The 16,245-nt window shown below is 46.7% G+C and carries 13 protein-coding genes; 8 read left to right on the top strand and 5 right to left on the bottom strand.

The annotated features are described in order from the left end of the window. Positions 1-27: 27 nt before the first annotated feature. From rd to NSQ57_RS24190, 3 genes are read right to left on the bottom strand one after another with little or no spacing between them, the layout of a single operon-like run. The gene (gene rd / locus NSQ57_RS24200) at positions 28-198 is read right to left on the bottom strand and encodes a rubredoxin (RefSeq protein WP_007432984.1); all 171 of its coding nucleotides are present in this window, start codon (positions 196-198) and stop codon (positions 28-30) included. Positions 199-200: 2 nt separating this feature from the next. Next, positions 201-1,394 (bottom strand): FAD-dependent oxidoreductase, encoded by a 1,194-nt coding sequence (locus NSQ57_RS24195; protein ID WP_342425421.1) that lies wholly within the window; start codon positions 1,392-1,394, stop codon positions 201-203. A 36-nt stretch (positions 1,395-1,430) separates the two neighbouring features. Next, complete coding sequence (locus tag NSQ57_RS24190; protein WP_342425420.1) at positions 1,431-2,666, bottom strand: FprA family A-type flavoprotein; 1,236 nt, start codon at positions 2,664-2,666, stop codon at positions 1,431-1,433. 347 nt (positions 2,667-3,013) lie between these two features. On the opposite strand from NSQ57_RS24190, the gene NSQ57_RS24185 reads away from it, so the two are divergent. From NSQ57_RS24185 to NSQ57_RS24150, 8 genes are all read left to right on the top strand, one after another. Continuing rightward, positions 3,014-3,355, top strand: coding sequence for a cupin domain-containing protein (locus tag NSQ57_RS24185; RefSeq protein WP_069012219.1), 342 nt, complete (start codon positions 3,014-3,016; stop codon positions 3,353-3,355). A 114-nt stretch (positions 3,356-3,469) separates the two neighbouring features. Continuing rightward, entirely contained in the window at positions 3,470-4,243 is a 774-nt protein-coding gene (locus NSQ57_RS24180; RefSeq protein ID WP_029518715.1) for a class I SAM-dependent methyltransferase, read from the top strand. A 273-nt stretch (positions 4,244-4,516) separates the two neighbouring features. Then, the gene (locus NSQ57_RS24175) at positions 4,517-6,148 is read left to right on the top strand and encodes a response regulator (RefSeq protein ID WP_342425419.1); all 1,632 of its coding nucleotides are present in this window, start codon (positions 4,517-4,519) and stop codon (positions 6,146-6,148) included. Next, positions 6,145-7,908 carry a sensor histidine kinase gene (locus tag NSQ57_RS24170; protein WP_341040271.1) on the top strand — a complete coding sequence of 588 codons (1,764 nt, stop codon included), beginning with the start codon at positions 6,145-6,147 and terminating at the stop codon, positions 7,906-7,908. The genes NSQ57_RS24175 and NSQ57_RS24170 overlap by 4 nt, the downstream gene beginning before the upstream one ends. A gap of 210 nt (positions 7,909-8,118) precedes the next feature. Further along, complete coding sequence (locus NSQ57_RS24165) at positions 8,119-9,786, top strand: ABC transporter substrate-binding protein (protein WP_029518712.1); 1,668 nt, start codon at positions 8,119-8,121, stop codon at positions 9,784-9,786. Between the two features lie 14 nt (positions 9,787-9,800). Next, positions 9,801-10,781, top strand: coding sequence for a sugar ABC transporter permease (locus tag NSQ57_RS24160; protein ID WP_029518711.1), 981 nt, complete (start codon positions 9,801-9,803; stop codon positions 10,779-10,781). A 439-nt stretch (positions 10,782-11,220) separates the two neighbouring features. After that, positions 11,221-12,144: a carbohydrate ABC transporter permease gene (locus NSQ57_RS24155; RefSeq protein ID WP_029518710.1), complete on the top strand. Its 924-nt coding sequence runs from the start codon at positions 11,221-11,223 to the stop codon at positions 12,142-12,144. 62 nt (positions 12,145-12,206) lie between these two features. Further along, positions 12,207-14,339, top strand: a complete 2,133-nt coding sequence (locus tag NSQ57_RS24150) for an endo-1,4-beta-xylanase (protein WP_342425418.1) — start codon at positions 12,207-12,209, stop codon at positions 14,337-14,339. Between the two features lie 179 nt (positions 14,340-14,518). On the opposite strand, the gene hxlB is transcribed toward NSQ57_RS24150, so the two are convergent. After that, positions 14,519-15,076 carry a 6-phospho-3-hexuloisomerase gene (gene hxlB, locus NSQ57_RS24145; RefSeq protein WP_069012217.1) on the bottom strand — a complete coding sequence of 186 codons (558 nt, stop codon included), beginning with the start codon at positions 15,074-15,076 and terminating at the stop codon, positions 14,519-14,521. Positions 15,077-15,081: 5 nt separating this feature from the next. After that, positions 15,082-15,717 carry a 3-hexulose-6-phosphate synthase gene (hxlA, locus tag NSQ57_RS24140; protein ID WP_029518706.1) on the bottom strand — a complete coding sequence of 212 codons (636 nt, stop codon included), beginning with the start codon at positions 15,715-15,717 and terminating at the stop codon, positions 15,082-15,084. Positions 15,718-16,245 lie beyond the last annotated feature (528 nt).

The raw sequence follows: 16,245 nt of genomic DNA, 5'->3' as shown, positions 1-16,245 counted from the left end.
GAAACTACAGGTTATAGTGCATGGTTGTTATTCTGTATCATCTATTGGGGCAAAATGACTTTGATCCTCACCGCAGACTGGACAAACCCAGTCTTCTGGAAGATCCTCAAACGCTGTACCGGGCATAACGTCTTCATCGGGGTCGCCGATAGCAGGATCATAAATGTATCCACAGGGCTGACATACATATTTTTTCATCTCTAGTTCTCCTTGTCATTTAAAATTTTTGTGAGCTCTGGTGCATCCGGTTTGAGTCCCTGCATGATGGCTGTTTTGTATGGTAGTGAAGCAAGGGCATCCCCAAAGCCAATCACGCCGCAGATAGAGCCGTCTTGTATGAACATACGTGTATAAGAAGCTTGACTTTTAGTAATCAGGCTGGTGTCGCAGACTCGTTCATCTACTAGACCGATGGAAAAGAGAGGGGATTCGTAGCAGTTCGACAGGGTTACAGGGAGGGGACGCTGATAGCTGACGGATGCGCCCGCCATATTGGCGCCTGCTATTTTTCCTTGCTCCATTGCGCTTTCCCATAACCCATCTACTCTACCCTGAAATTCGGCTGCATCACCTGCTGCATAGATATTGGTGGCGCTGGTCTCCATCTGCGCATTCACCAGAATGCCTTGTCCAATACCAAGGTCGATTTGGCGAGCAAGCTCCGTATTAGGTACAATTCCGATAGAGTACACGACATGCTCGCAGGGGATAACGGAGCCGTCTTGAAGTTCCACACCTTCAACATGATCTGTGCCTTTAATACGTTGTACGCCTTGTCCAAGGTGTACCTGAGTACCCCGATCGGTCATACGATCGGTCAAAATAGTGGAGGCCTTTTCATCTAGCTGGCGGGGCATAAGCCGATGCGAGGCTTCCAGTATGGTTACAGAATACCCTGCTTGCTGGAAGGACCAGGCGGTTTCCACGCCTTGAATACCACCGCCGATGATGCATATCCGGTCTCCCTGTCGCAATTCCGCTTTAAGGCTATCTGCATCTTGTCGAAAACGGATATTGTGAACATTCCTTAGAGAAGCCCCCTCTAGCACAAGCTTACGGTTGTGAGCTCCTGTACACAGTAGCAGCTTGTCATAAGCAACGGTTTGTCCATTTATGGTTTGGATAGTACGATCCTCAGGATGTATCTCGGTTATCTTGATACCGGAATACACATGAATTCGTTGATTGGCAAACCATTTTTCCTTTTTGATCAGGATTTTGTCACTGTGCAAATCAGTAAATAGTCCCTTGGAAAGTTTGACTCTGTTATATGGAAAGGATGCTTCCTCTCCGTAAATAGATATTTCAGCCAGCTCATCATGATCTCTAATTGCTTTTGCTGCGTTGACGGCGGCGACACTGCCTCCGATAATAACGTAATGTGGGTTACCCATTCAGTATCTCTCCTATTCGCTATATGCTACTGTGTTTTAAATAACACTAAGCAGTAGATCTGAGACAAATTCAGCGGCATTTTTAATTTTTTTCACTTTTTCAACATCTGTAGGAGAGAAACGAATACGTACCGGGAATTCCACATGGGTCATACCTGTTGATTTGATTACATCTGAAGTGCTTTGGACCTTCATATTGGTACCGTTCAAGTAATCTTGTACGACTTCAATGGCTTCCCCGCTCCAGCCGTAGGAACCAAAGGCAGCAGCCAGCTTGCCTTCCAGATTCATCTTTTGCATTTGTTGCAATAGGCCTTCCAATTTGCCTGTCATATCAGCATATTTGGTAGAGCTACCGACAAAAACAGCATCCGCTGAGGCAATACTATTCAATATCTCCGTTTCATCGGCTTTATCCACGTCCCATAGCTCCACCTTGATTTGGTTCTCCAAAAAGCAGTCTTTCAGAATGTTTGCCATTTTTTTAGTGTTATTTTTTAGGGTGGCATAAACAATCGCTACTTTTTTATCCTCCTTGGTTTCGGTACTCATAGAGGCGTACACATCAATAAACTTGGCAATATCATGCCGGATGGCGAAGCCGTGGGAAGGTGCAATCATCTCAATATCCAGATCGGCAACAGCTTCAATTAATGTGCGCACATATCTGCGATGTGGATGAATAATAGCCTGATAGTATCCGACAAAGTCCTCGGTGATATCAAAACCAGCCTCGTCGGCAAATAGATGCTCTACAGCCACGTGTGTACTGAAAATATCGCAAGGGAACAAGATTTTATCTTCTATGCAGTACGTAATCATGGTTTCTTCCGTATGCAGGTAAGGTGTTTCTTTGAACAGCAGCGTTTTGCCTCCAATGTCCAGTTGATCTCCATCCTTGATGACGAGGAAGTTGCGATGCTGAAGCTTGTACATTTGTTGAATTTCCGGAACGGCAATCTCAGTGCAGACGATCGTAGCGTTTGTTGCCTTGGAGGCGAGTGCCGCCAATCCACCCGAGTGATCTGGTTCCGTGTGATTGACGATAATATATTGAATATCCAATGGATCGATCAATTCGGCAACAGCCTCTGCAAATTCTCTACCGAACGCCATATCTACGGTATCTACAATGGTCGGTTTTCCGGTTTTCAATAGATATGCATTATAGGTTGTGCCCTTAGATAGTAGAAGACGATGAAAGGGAACCTCACGATTATCAATTTTTCCTACCCAATAAATATCCTTTGCCAGTTGGAATCCTGGTTTCATAGGAACAACCTCCTGCTTGTTTTTGTTTGTCTAACACAATTCGATTCTAGTTGGATGTGTCGATGAAAAAGATGATTGAAATCAAATTTTTAAATATTTCAAAAGTATTTTTGACTTTAGGATTTTGCAAAATTCGATTCCAGTCGCCCCAAAGTACAATATATAGACGAACTAGACCATTTCGATCTATATATTTTGTTCATTGAAAGTCGCTTATTGGATTTTTGCAAAATCCTCCTTAAATTTAGTTTTGTGACTGCAATCACAAGGCGAGCGAAATAATCCAATACAATAAAGGTATAAATCCATCTTAAGCAATTTAATTCCAAACAGGAGCGTGAACCAATATGAAAAAATCAAACCTCATTCAATTTCAGGAATATAAGGAAGCAGCCTTTACAAAACGAATTGTGCATAAGGAAGCCGACAATGTAATTTTTATTCTCAACTTTACTCCTAATGCCGAGCTGCCAACACATAATCACCCGGGAGCGAATGTATATTTGCTTGTTCTTGAAGGCAGCGGTACTGTAACTGTGAACGGCGAAGCAACGGAAGTTGTCCAAGGGGATATCATTCATGTTACAGGCGATGAACACTTTTCCTATCGTGGCGGTTCAGAGACGAATTCCAGTCTGCATGTAGTGTTGACCCAAACTCCAAGTGAAAGCTATGCACAAAACATATAAAAGAGAACATAGCAGCAAGATGCTCATATAAAAAAAAGAAAATGGTTATTTTTTTTACACTCGTATTGATAATGAATATCATTATCAAATTTTGAGAAGAGGTGTTAATGGCCAATGCAGACAGTAGATTACAATCAGGTGCCAGGGCACTGGGTATTAGCAAGTCTCGGTAAGCGCGTGCTTAGGCCCGGAGGGTTAAAAACGACACGTTGGATGATAGAGGGACTTGACGTAACCGGGCAGGATGAGGTCATTGAGTTTGCCCCCGGATTGGGTATAACTGCCCAAATCACACTACAGCTTAATCCCCGCCGTTATATTGCGATTGAACAGAATGAGAAGGCGGCCTCTATCGTAAAAACGTATGCAAGCGGAGCAAACCGGGAGGTCATTATTGCCGATGCTGAACAGGTTCCGTTGCCGGATGCCTCTGCGACGGTGGTATATGGGGAAGCCATGCTGACGATGCACACAAGGGCCAAGAAAGCGCAGATTATTTCGGAAGCCAGGCGGCTTTTGAAAGTAGGCGGGAAGTTTGCTATCCATGAGATGTGCCTTGCTCCTAGCCATATTGAGCCTGCGCTCAGAAAGCAAATTTACAAGGACTTGGCTGTAGCCATGCGAGTTAACGCGACACCGTTGACGGTGTCAGAGTGGGAACAGTTGCTGAAAGAGGAAGGCTTTAAGGTCGTTAAAATCTATACGGTTCCCATGCACTTATTGCATCTGCCACGTATCATTCAGGACGAGGGCTGGTTGAGACTTGGAAAAATCACCTTTAACCTTATGCGTAACCATGCTGCCCGGACAAGGGTTATGGGTATGCGCAAGCAGTTTGTAAAGTACGCCGACCATCTGCAAGCGGTCAGTATCATCGCTGAGCGATAGCCTGAATTCACGAATAAGAGAATAATAGAGCTTTTTACGCAATAGCAAAAAAAGGAGACGACCCCCCATTCAGGGATTCGTCTCCTTTTTGTATATTTGCTGCTTGGCTTGGCTGCTGGTGTGCGCATGCTTTGCACCCCTCTATTTGTCATATCATAGGTGTGGTGAAAATTTCCAATCCCTGATGTTTTTACATTATCATAGTGACTAAGATCGTTGGAATAGTTAACTAAAATAATAAAATAGGCGTACATCAAAAGGAGGAAGCGTGTTATGAAGCTGCATCAAGCCATTGTGGTAGATGATGAAACCTTTACTCGTAAAGGGCTGCTTCAACTCATGGATTGGCAAGCCTGTGGTTTTGAAATCGTAGGAGAAGCTGATAACGGTGAGGATGCGCTGGAGCTAATCAGCCGTATTCACCCGGACCTGGTCATTACCGATATTCGTATGCCTGTGCTCGACGGATTAGAGCTGATTCGATCTGTGCTCGAACAGAGTACAGAACATCCCGCGTTTATTATCTTAAGCGGCTATAGTGATTTCGCTTATGCGCAGCAGGCAATCCGCTATGGGGTTCATGATTTTATGCTTAAGCCGATTGATGAGGGTGACTTTTCGGCTACATTGCGCAAGCTGAGTGAGAGACTGCATCGTGAACAACAGAATGCGCAACGATATCAGAATCACCATGCAGGTGGGTTGTTAGAGACTGTGATGATGAACCCAGTGGATGATGTAGTGGTGACACAGTGGGAGCAGCAACTACGGCTTGAGGAGGCCACTTCTATGTACTATGTACTCGTCGAGCTGAATGACCAACATCCCTGGCGCTCTGGTGACAATAATATTATGCTATCGCTTTTCCAATTCAGGGAGCTTATAGAGCAAGCACTTCATCATTTAATGGATGGCAAGTACCCTCTCTATGTCCATGAGCATCGCAACCGGATCGGTCTTATCGTACCGGACTTCTTTTTGAACTATTTTGAAGGCAAGGTCGAAGTCTTTATGAAAGCGCTACAACAGGAGATAGAGGGGATGAAGTCACTAAAAGACCAGCTGGGAAGTCGGGTTTTCATTTATGCAGGAGAGCCTGTGAATCGGTTGCAGGATATCCAGCAGTCCTACGCCTGTGCGAAGGAAGCAGTGCTCCATAAATACATTTATGACCATAGCGGTATTGTTGTATATCTACAGGAGGGAATGCCACCACTCCACTATAAGACCATACATCAGGACGTACTGGATCGCATGACGGAACAAGTCGAGGAACTGCGGTTGGAGGAGCTGCGTGTGGCCGTGGATTATTTATTTAGCAGCTTTCGGGAGGAATGTTATGCACCTGAGGCTGTGAAAATGAGTTTGCATCAATGCGTACTTAGTATCGTTCGGGTCATTCAAAACATGCAGGGAGATGAGCGCTCACTTCGGTCACTAGAACCGATGATGAACTGGCAGGACATGAACCTGTCCCTGGGTGAACTACAGCGATTGTTTACAGCTTTTGCAGAGGAAAGTGGAAGGTATATTGGGGTTCTGCGCAAGGATTGTCAGCAGGGAGGCATCCAGCACATCCGTGCTTACATTGAGCAGCATGCAGCCGAGAATATAAGCCTGAAAAGTATTGCGGCTCGCTTTTACATGAACCCGGTGTACCTCGGTCAATTGTTCAGAAAAACGTATGGTGTGTACTTTAACGAATTCTTGCTGAAATTGCGCGTTCAGGAGGCAAAACGTTTGTTGCGGCAGACGGATCTGCGGATTTATGAAATTGCGGAGCGCGTGGGCTTTGGCAGTTCAGACTATTTTGTTACCCAGTTTGAAAAGACGGCGCACGCCACGCCTAGTGAATACCGCAACAGCTTGAGTATTGGCGACGAGCCAGAGAGGGCCGGCGAATGAAGATGCTGAGGACGACTCTTGATCATGTGCGATTGCGGGATAAAATGCTGCTGCTTTATTTTCTGTGTGTTTTCGCGCCTGTAGTGTTGACCAATCTGGTTTTTTACCATGTTACCTCACAAAATGTGAAAGAACAGCGTATTCAGGATATTTCGCGTGCACTGGAACAGATTAAAATTGAATTTTACCGTGAATTTGAAGATGCGATGGAAATCTCGTCTATCTTTTATACCGATCATCAGCTCAATGAGGTGTTGGAACAAACATATCCCCACCCTGCTGATTATATTGCTGCCTATGACTCTTATTTACGTCGTATCTTGAACAATAATTACAGTCCTGTATACCATTCCGTAGGTGGAATTACGATCTACACCGATAATTCAACGCTGCTGGATTCCGGGGGAGTCAGCTTTATAGATGAGAGGGTCAGAAGCTTGCCCTGGTATACCAAAATCCCGTCTGGGCGCCAGTCCAAGCCTATATTTGTACGTACCGATGACAGTACAGGCGAACAGCTGCACCCTTTCAGCCTGATTCGGCGGATGAACTACTTTTATTCCCAAAATGGTCGTGAAAAAATACTAAAAATAGAACTGCGAATGTCGTCCATTCGTGAGATTTTCAACAACCTGAATTTGCAGGGAAGTCTCTTTCTGCTGAACGAACGAGGGGAAATCGAATATACAACGGATCCCAAAGTTGCTATAAACCACAAAAGTGTGGCCTATAGCACCCTCAAGCTGCCCGAGGACACGATGGAGTTCAAGACGAATTATGTGCTTACGAGCAATCTGAACGGCTGGAGCATTGTGGCAGCGGTATCCAGAGATGAAATGCTGTATGAAATGCAGGAATCCCGCAACTTTGTGCTCTTGTTAACCTGTGTAAATATGCTGTTACCTACATTAATTATTATCTGGATTACACGTTCGCTGAACGTGAGGATTCATCGTATTTTAAAGCACATGAAAAAGGTGAAAAACCAGCATTTTGAGCTGATTCCCGATACAGAGTCGCGAGATGAAATCGGGCAATTAACAGGTGAGTTTAACCGGATGACGCTGAAAATAAAACGACTGATTAACGATGTGTATATGGCCGATATTCAACGAAAAAATCTGGAAATTCAGCGCAGACATGCCCAGTTGAATGCACTTCACAGCCAGATCAACCCCCATTTCCTGTTCAATGCGCTGGAGACGATTCGCATGAGGAGCTTGATGAAGCATGAGGATGAGACAGCGCACATTATTCATAACATGGCACGGATATTCCGCAATTCGCTGGTGTGGAACAAGGATCGGGTTACTTTGCGGGAGGAGCTGGAGCTGATCCGTTGTTTTCTGGAAATCCAGCAATATCGCTTTGGTGAGCGAATACAGTACGAAGTGCAGGCGCGCTCTGAAGACTTGGACAATCTGCTTCCCAAAATGGTCGCGCTGACACTGGTTGAAAATGCAAGTATCCACGGCATTGAGCCGCTAAAGCATGGGGGACGCATTGAGATTCATTTTGAGCAGGAGGAAGGGCAACTGATTCTAACGGTTCGAGATGATGGGGTGGGCATGTCTGAGGAACAGGTACAACGTTTATATGGTTACATGCAAAGGCAGGAAGAAATGGGTGAGCGTATAGGTCTGCAAAATGTCATCTATCGTCTTAAACTTTACTACGGGAGCCGCTTTGAGCTTGCCATACGCAGTGCCCCCGGCGTGGGTACGGAGATACGAATTAGGATTCCTGCGGATCGGGAGTGAGGTGGAGAGCGGTACCTATTTTGCTTTGAAGGACCTTTACCTATAGTTTCCTAAGTAACACCTTTAGATTGGCAGGTGAACGAAATGGACGGCATTTTATAAAATGAAAGTGCTTACAATTTAGGGTGTGCGGGATTCCCAGTGCTTGCGGTACGTCCGCACGATATTCACACACAATCGACAAAAGAGGGCGAAAGGGGAAGGTCTGGCATGACAAGCAAAAGGTTCGGAATCATCGGTCTGGTAATGGTTATGATGGCATCTATGATCACTGCTTGCTCAGGGAGCTCGGGCAAGGAGCCAGCGTCAGGAGATAGCAAGGAGAAGGTCACATTCACGTATTTTAATGCCACTGCGGGCAGGGACATTAATACCAATGAAACGCGGATCGGCAAGATCCTGGAGGATCAGACGGGGGTAAACTGGAAGCTGGAGCATTTGGTGGGTGATTCCAATACGAAGATCGGTACATTTATTGCCAGTAACGATTTCCCGGATGTGATAGTACCGGATGGCACGATCGATAAGCTGCTGGATGCCGGGGCTTTTATTCCCCTGAATGATTTGATCGACAAATACGGACCGAATATTAAGCGTGTATATGGACCGTACTACAACTTGATGAAGGCGGAGGATGGGAACATTTATTTTCTTCCGCTCAGTGCGGTGGTAGGCGATTATTTACCTGCGCCTAACTTGGAGCAAGGAGCCTTTTGGGTGCAACGCAGGGTATTAAAAGAAGCGGGATTTCCAAAAATCAAAACACTTGACGAGTATTTAGCCCTGATTCGTAACTATGCGAAAAAACATGCAGATGAGGGCTTGACTGGGTACCTGGCGTTAACCACGCAGGATAGGTTTTATGCTCTTACGAACGCGCCGATGCATCTGGCAGGCTATCCGAATGATGGCGGCACGATTATTGATATGAAGACACACCGGGCCACGGATTATGGAGATATGGAAATCACAAAGCGGTATCTGAAAGAGCTAAATCAGCTCAATGTAGAGGGCCTATTTGATAAATCGTCCTTTGTGGACAATTACGATCAATATTTGGCGAAGCTGACTTCGGGTAAGGTGCTGGGCTTTTTTGACTACCGCTGGCAGGCGGGGCAGGCCCTGAATAATCTGCAAGAGGCTGCCAAGCAATCGGGCAATGATGATATGGAGTATATAGGGCTGCCTATTGTATACGACCAGAATATAAAGGATCAGTACATTGATCCGTCGTCATTCGTTAATAACCGAGGCATAGGAATTACGGTCAGTGCCAAGGACCCGGTACGTATCATCAAATTTTTTGACAACCTGCTGACGGACGAAAACCAGATATTATCCAACTGGGGAATCAAGGGGGAAACCTATGATGTAGATAAAAAAGGACGCTTTTACCGGACTGAGGAGCAAATTAAGCAGACTGGTCAGGACGCGTTCCGCGAATCATTCGGGTTCAAATATTTTGAATATAGTTGGCCGCGATACGGTAGCGGTTCTACCCTGCCTGACGGTAACTCGGTTGGCCCCGGACGGCAGCCTGAGGTTGCGCGTATGTCCTACACCGAGGGAGATAAAAAGCTACTAAAAGTCTATGGTGTAGAGTCCTTCTCGCAAATGTTTTCCGCACCTGACGAGCGCCCATGGTATCCGGCCTGGAGTATTCCGATTGCTCAAGGCTCAACTGCGCAGCTCTTCCAGCAAAAGAAGGGGGACCTACAGCGCAAATATTTCCCGCGTTTGGTGCTGTCTGCACCGGAACAGTTTGATGCGATTTGGAATGAATACACTACTGAATTCAACAAGCTGGATGTAAAGGCGTATGAGGAGTTGATCACGAAGGAGGTTGCCAAAAAAATCGAAAATCCCGGTAAAAAATAAAGGAGGAAGCAGCTATGGGCCACTCGTCACCACCACCTGTCACGATCTCCCCGGATCATTTTCCGCCCTCGCGGCGAACCGGCTTTAGGGGATTTATGCACAAGCTGAATCAGCAACGGGCACTAGTATGGATGTCCGTCCCTTTTTTAATCTGGCTGTTCATCTTCAAGTATTTGCCCATCTGGGGCTGGACGATTGCCTTTCAGGATTTTAAGCCTGCCCGCAAGTTGCTCGATCAGCAATGGGTTGGATTAAAGCATTTCCATTTTCTGTTTCAGGATGAACACTTTCTGCGGGTCATGCGCAATACGCTGGCGATGAGCTTTATTAATTTGGTGTTGGGCTTTGTCACCGCTATAACACTAGCAATTTTGCTGAATGAGCTTCGTCAGCTCGTATTTAAGCGGGTGGTACAGACGATCAGCTATCTACCGCATTTTATTTCGTGGGTGGTCGCGGCCAGCATCATTAGTACGGCGCTATCTGCGGATGGCGGCATCATCAATGAGGTGCTGATGTGGCTGGGATTGATTAAGGAGCCTATTCTGTGGCTGGGCGAAGGAAGCTATTTCTGGGGCATTCTCGGTGCATCGGAGGTATGGAAAAATGTCGGCTGGAATACCATCATTTATTTGGCCGCGATGACGATGATTGATCCCTCGCAGTATGAAGCGGCTGAGATGGATGGAGCAGGGCGTTTTCAGCGGATTTGGCATGTGACATTACCCGGATTGAAGCCTGTATTTATCATCCTGCTCATTATGAACATCGGCAATCTGCTGGAATCCGGCTTTGAGCCGCAATACTTACTGGGCAACGGTATGAACGTGGATTACTCGGAGAATCTGGATATTTTTGTGCTGAAATATGGTATCCAGATGGGTAATTTCTCGCTTTCCATTGCTGCCGGGATGTTCAAAACGGTGGTCAGCTTCATCTTACTGTTTAGCGCCAATCATATTGCGAAGCGGTTAGGGGAGGAGAGATTGTTCTAAAAAAAGAGTGAGTTTCTGGGGAGGGCTCGTTGTCGCTTCGCGTGCGGATTGTTCTTCCGATCGCTGTTATCCCCGTATTTTCTTATTGGAATAAAGATCATAGGTTAAAATCCGGGGATAAAGGCGAACGCTCCGCTTCTTCAGAACAATTCCGCCCGCTCCGCTGCTACCCGCCGTAAAGTCACTTTTTTTGAGAACTGAGGGTAGTGGCAAGGGGAGAACTTAGGGAAGGCGCGTGACTCGCGCTTCCTTGGGTAAATGCGCCATGATGGTTGGCTCAGCTTCGCTTTCGCTTGTTTTTAGGACTGCTAGTGGTGGTGATAACAGAAGGTGCGAGCTCATTCATACTACGGGTGCAGGTCAGTGGATTTTTAACAGGCCGCTTAGCTGACCTTATCAGTCAGATGATTAGGCTATTTTTTAGAAAGGAGCGGAAGTCATGGGTAAAGGGAAGGCTGTACACGGGCGGTTTCGGGCGCCCTCGGATCGGATTTTTGATGCGTGCAATATTCTGTTTATGCTCTGCCTGATGGTGTTCACGCTGTATCCGTTCTTGAATACGCTGGCGGTTTCGTTGAATGAAGCGAATGATTCGATACGGGGCGGGATTTATTTGTGGCCACGTGAATTCACGTGGAGTAATTATGAATTTGTGTTCAAGGAAGCGACGATTTTTCATGCTACGCTGATTTCTGTATTACGTACGGTTGCGGGCACGGTGACTTCGGTGTTTTGCTGCGCGATGGTGGCGTACACGATCAGCCGGCCGGAATATGTGCTGCGTAAATTTGTTTCGATTGCTTTTATTTTAACGATGTATTTTAGCGGTGGACTGATTCCGAACTTTCTCCTGATTCGTGAGCTTGGGATGCTGGGGACTTTCTGGGTGTATGTTGTGCCGGGATTGATTGGGGTGTTTAATGTGATTGTTATTCGCTCCTTTATTGAGGGATTGCCGGAAGGGATTTTGGAGTCGGCGCGTATTGACGGGGCTGGGGAGTTTTCCACTTTTATGCGCATCGTTTTACCGCTGTGTGTTCCCGTGCTAGCGACGGTGTCGCTGTTTACAGCAGTCGCGCAATGGAATTCCTGGTTCGATGTGTTTTTGTACAATTCGTCATATGAACAATGGAGCACTCTTCAATATGAGTTGATGAAAATACTGCAAAATTCCAACACGTCTGTTAACACTCAGGACTATGCGAGCCAATTCGCTGGTTCGGAAAATCTAGCGAAGTCGGTCACGCCTACCTCAATTCGGGCCACGATGACGATTGTCGCTTCAGTGCCTATTATTTTAGTTTATCCCTTTTTGCAAAAATACTTTGTGAAGGGTATGACCTTGGGCGGTGTCAAAGGATAGTAAATGAAAACCAATGGTGCCAAATACCAATTCCAAAAAATCGGAGTACGGGAGGGATTGCTTTGCGGTCATGTTGGGTTAAGCCTTTTTGTCTGGTACTGGCTGGAGCGCTGTTGTTATCGCCTGTCGGTTGGTGGGGGGCGTCTGTAGTAAAGGCAGCTCCGTCTATAGAACATTCCCCGCCCGTTTCGGATACGGTGCTGTCAGCGGGTAATATCCATAAGACCATTGGAACGTATGGATTTGAGCAAGGAAACAGCGACGGCTGGAAACCCCGGGGAACTTATACCCAAATTGCATCCGTCACGGAAGCAGCATATGGCGGCACGCACAGTCTGAAGGCAACCGCCCGCACAGCGGCTTGGAACGGGGCGGAGCTGGATGTGAAGTCGCTATTGCAGCCGGATGTAGAGTATGAAATTAGTGGCTATGTGAAGCTAGATGGTCATTCTGCGGTTCCGAGCATGGTTAAACTTACAGTGGAGCAGCAGCCGACAGACGGGACTACGACATGGAAGACGGTAGCGCAGACGGAGACGGCGGATACATCGTGGATTAAACTTCAGGGGAAATATACTTTTACCGGGGGGATGGATGCATTGAAGCTGTATGTGGAAAGCTCGAATCCCGCGCAGGCCTACTATGTGGATGAGGTAGAAATAACACAGGTATCGAAGACGCCAACGGAGCCGGCCCATGGTATCGTATCCGGGTTTGAAGAGGGTACGGCTCAAGGATGGGTGTCCCGTATGGGAGCCGAGACCGTGCAGGTTTCGGATGCCGATGCACGAAGCGGCTCATACAGTCTGCTGACAACAGGCAGACAAAAGACATATGCCGGACCGAAGCTGGATGTGACTGCTACGATGCAAAAGGGCAGCCGATATACGGTCAGTGCCTGGGTGAAGCTGGCGCCGGGTGAGCAGCCTGCCAAGGTGAGGCTCAGCGTGCAGCGTGATCACCAAGGGAATAGTTCGTATGAAACTGTTGTAGGCGACACGGCTACTACGACAGGGGGATGGATGCATTTATCTGGTACGTATACGCTCGCGCATGATGCAGACACTGTTTCTATGTATTTGGAAACGGCAGAAGGAACGTCTTCCTTTTATATGGATGATTTCGAACTGTCACTTGTACCACCACTGGCTATTGAAAAGGACATTCCTTCTTTGCATGGATTATATGGGGGACAGTTCAGCATCGGCACGGCGATTGAAGCTTTTCAGACCGAAGGGGCTTACGGAGAGTTGGTACAGAAGCATTTTAACAGCGTCGTTGCAGGGAATGCGATGAAGCCAATCTCCTTACAACCGTCCGAGGGACAGTTCCATTGGGAGGAAGCAGACCAAATTGTGCAGTTTGCTAGACAGCACGGACTAGAGATTCGCTTCCATACCTTGGTGTGGCATAACCAAACTGGGGATTGGATGTTCAAGGATAAGAATGGACAGCCGATGACACCGACTGCTGAAAATAAAAAGCTTTTGCTGGATCGGCTGGAGACGCATATTCGCGCTGTTGCAGCGCGGTATAAAAATGTCATCACCGATTGGGATGTGGTGAATGAGGTCATTGATCCTGATCAGCCGGATGGCATGCGCCGCAGCAAGTGGTATCAGATTACCGGTACGGATTATATTGAAAAAGCATTCCGTGTCACGAGGGAAGCGGCGGGCCCGAACGCACGACTATTCATTAACGATTACAACACGCATGAGCCGAAGAAACGGGATTTTCTGTACAATTTGGTACGTGATCTGCTCGCTAAAGGTGTACCGATTGACGGGGTAGGCCACCAATCGCATATCCGCCTAGAGTTTCCCGCTATTAGCGAGATTGAGCAGTCCATCGAAAAGTTTGCTTCGCTTGGTCTGGATAATCAGATTACCGAGCTGGATATGGGTCTTTATTCCAATGACACAGATCGCTATGAAACGATTCCAGAATCTATGCTGATCCGGCAGGCTCACCGCTATCGGGCGCTGTTCGATATGTTTTCAAGGCAGCAGGATCATATCAGCAATGTGACGATTTGGGGTACGGATGATGGAAATACGTGGCTCAGCACGTTTCCAATAGCCCGGCTGGATAAGCCGCTATTATTCGACGAACAGTTAAAGGCCAAATATGCCTATTGGGCACTTGCTGATTCGTCCAAAGTCCCGCCGTTGCCAGCAGGGAATAACGAATAAATGGTTTGAATACATGCCGGCCTTTGTTATCTCACCTGAACGCAATGGCGGTTTTACGGAAGTATGGATTGGCATGTATGCTGTATCGAACGTCCGCTTATACAAGCATAAAAGCAGGCTGTCCTTTACATTTCACATGTGAAGGACAGCCTGCTTTGTTATCGTAAAGGAATCGCGGTTTATTCCAAGTTAGCGTGTTGGCCAAACATAGATTCGGAGGTCAGCTTGCGCAGCTCCATCGTTCTGAGTACCAGTGCATCACCGTACAACAGCAGGGTTTGCTCAAACAATGAGCCCATAGGCTGAATCGTCTGGTAATCCTTGTTGGAAGGATCCTTGGGTGCACCGGGCAGCTTGACGATGATATTGGCCAGTTTGCCGATGGTAGACTCGGGGGACGTGGTTAGAAGCGCCAGAGAGGCCCCGAGTTTCTTTGCTTTTTCTGCCATGGAGATCAGGCTTTTGGTTTCGCCAGAGCCTGAACCAATAATGAGCAGGTCGCCCTCGCCCAAGCCGGGAGTTACGGTTTCACCCACCACGTAAGCTTGAATTTCCATGTGCATCAGTCGCATCGCCAGCGAGCGAATCATGAACCCTGAGCGGCCCGCACCTGCCACGAATACCTTATTCGCAGCGTTGATGGAGTGGATCAGCTGTTCCGATTCCGCATTGCTGATCAACTGTGGAACCCATTGTAGCTCGTTGAGTACCTCTGATAAATATTGAGAGGTTTCCATTGGGGTTAACCTTGTTTGATGAGCTGTTGCATTTGGGAAGCTACAGCCTTTTTGTCGTCCTCGCCAGTGATACCACCGCCGACGATAACCAGATCCGGTTGAGCCTTCACGACTTCAGCCAATGTGCTCAGCTTAATACCGCCAGCCACGGCAGTTTTGGAGTTTTTCACGACTTGTTTGACGGTTTGCAGTGCTTCGAACGGGCTTTGTCCTTCAGCTTGTAGATCGTAGCCTGTATGCACACAGATGTAGTCAACGCCCAGAGCGTCAATTTCTTTCGCGCGTTGCTCCAGGTTTTTAACACCGATCATATCCACCAGGATTTTTTTGCCGCCTTGTTTTTTCGCTTCTTCTACTGCACCTTTGATTGTTGCATCTTCAGCTACAGCCAAAATCGTAACGATATCTGCACCAGCCTCGGAAGCTTTTAGCACTTCATAGCCCCCTGCATCCATAACCTTCAGGTCAGCCAGCACTTTCAGATTCGGGAATGCTTCTTTCATTGCTTTTACTGCATGAAGTCCTTCATTGATGACAATCGGCGTACCGATTTCTACGATGTCAATATACGACTCTACTTCTTTTACCAATGCAATCCCTTGCGGGATATCTACTAAGTCTAAAGCCAATTGAAGTTCCATGTTATTAACTTCACTCCTTAAGTGAATTTGTATTTTGATGAACAGGTACATGCTCTGTTGAGTATTACTCTATACTTTAATTTCATGCACAGGTTTGATTGTAAGGCCCAGCTATCCGGTTGAAAAGTACGCACTAATTCGTAACGTAGTTACCCCCACGATACTATAGCATCATAAAAACCATCCATGAGAGAGCCTATACTTTGTCTTTTTTAGTATTATTTCTATAAGGAGAGTCAACTATTCGTAACCGAGGATTTTGCAAAAATCCCATAAGCGACTTCCAATGAACAAGATATAGATCGAAATGGTTTGGTTCGTCTATATCTTGCACTTCGAAGCGACTGGAATCGAATTTTGCAAAATCCATAACCGTACACAGCAATGTAAGGTTGCAAAAAAAAAGAAGATAGCGATGATTGAATTGACTTCAAGTTAGGTTTTGACTATATTTGCAATATACGGTATGCAAAAATGGAGGCTAGCAGCATAACTGCCCTGAAAAATAGCCATTGGGCTAGGGGTAAC

It is taken from the genome of Paenibacillus sp. FSL L8-0502 (assembly GCF_038593055.1).
GTDB lineage: Bacteria > Bacillota > Bacilli > Paenibacillales > Paenibacillaceae > Paenibacillus > Paenibacillus polymyxa_D.
This window is presented reverse-complemented; position numbering and strand designations above follow the sequence as displayed.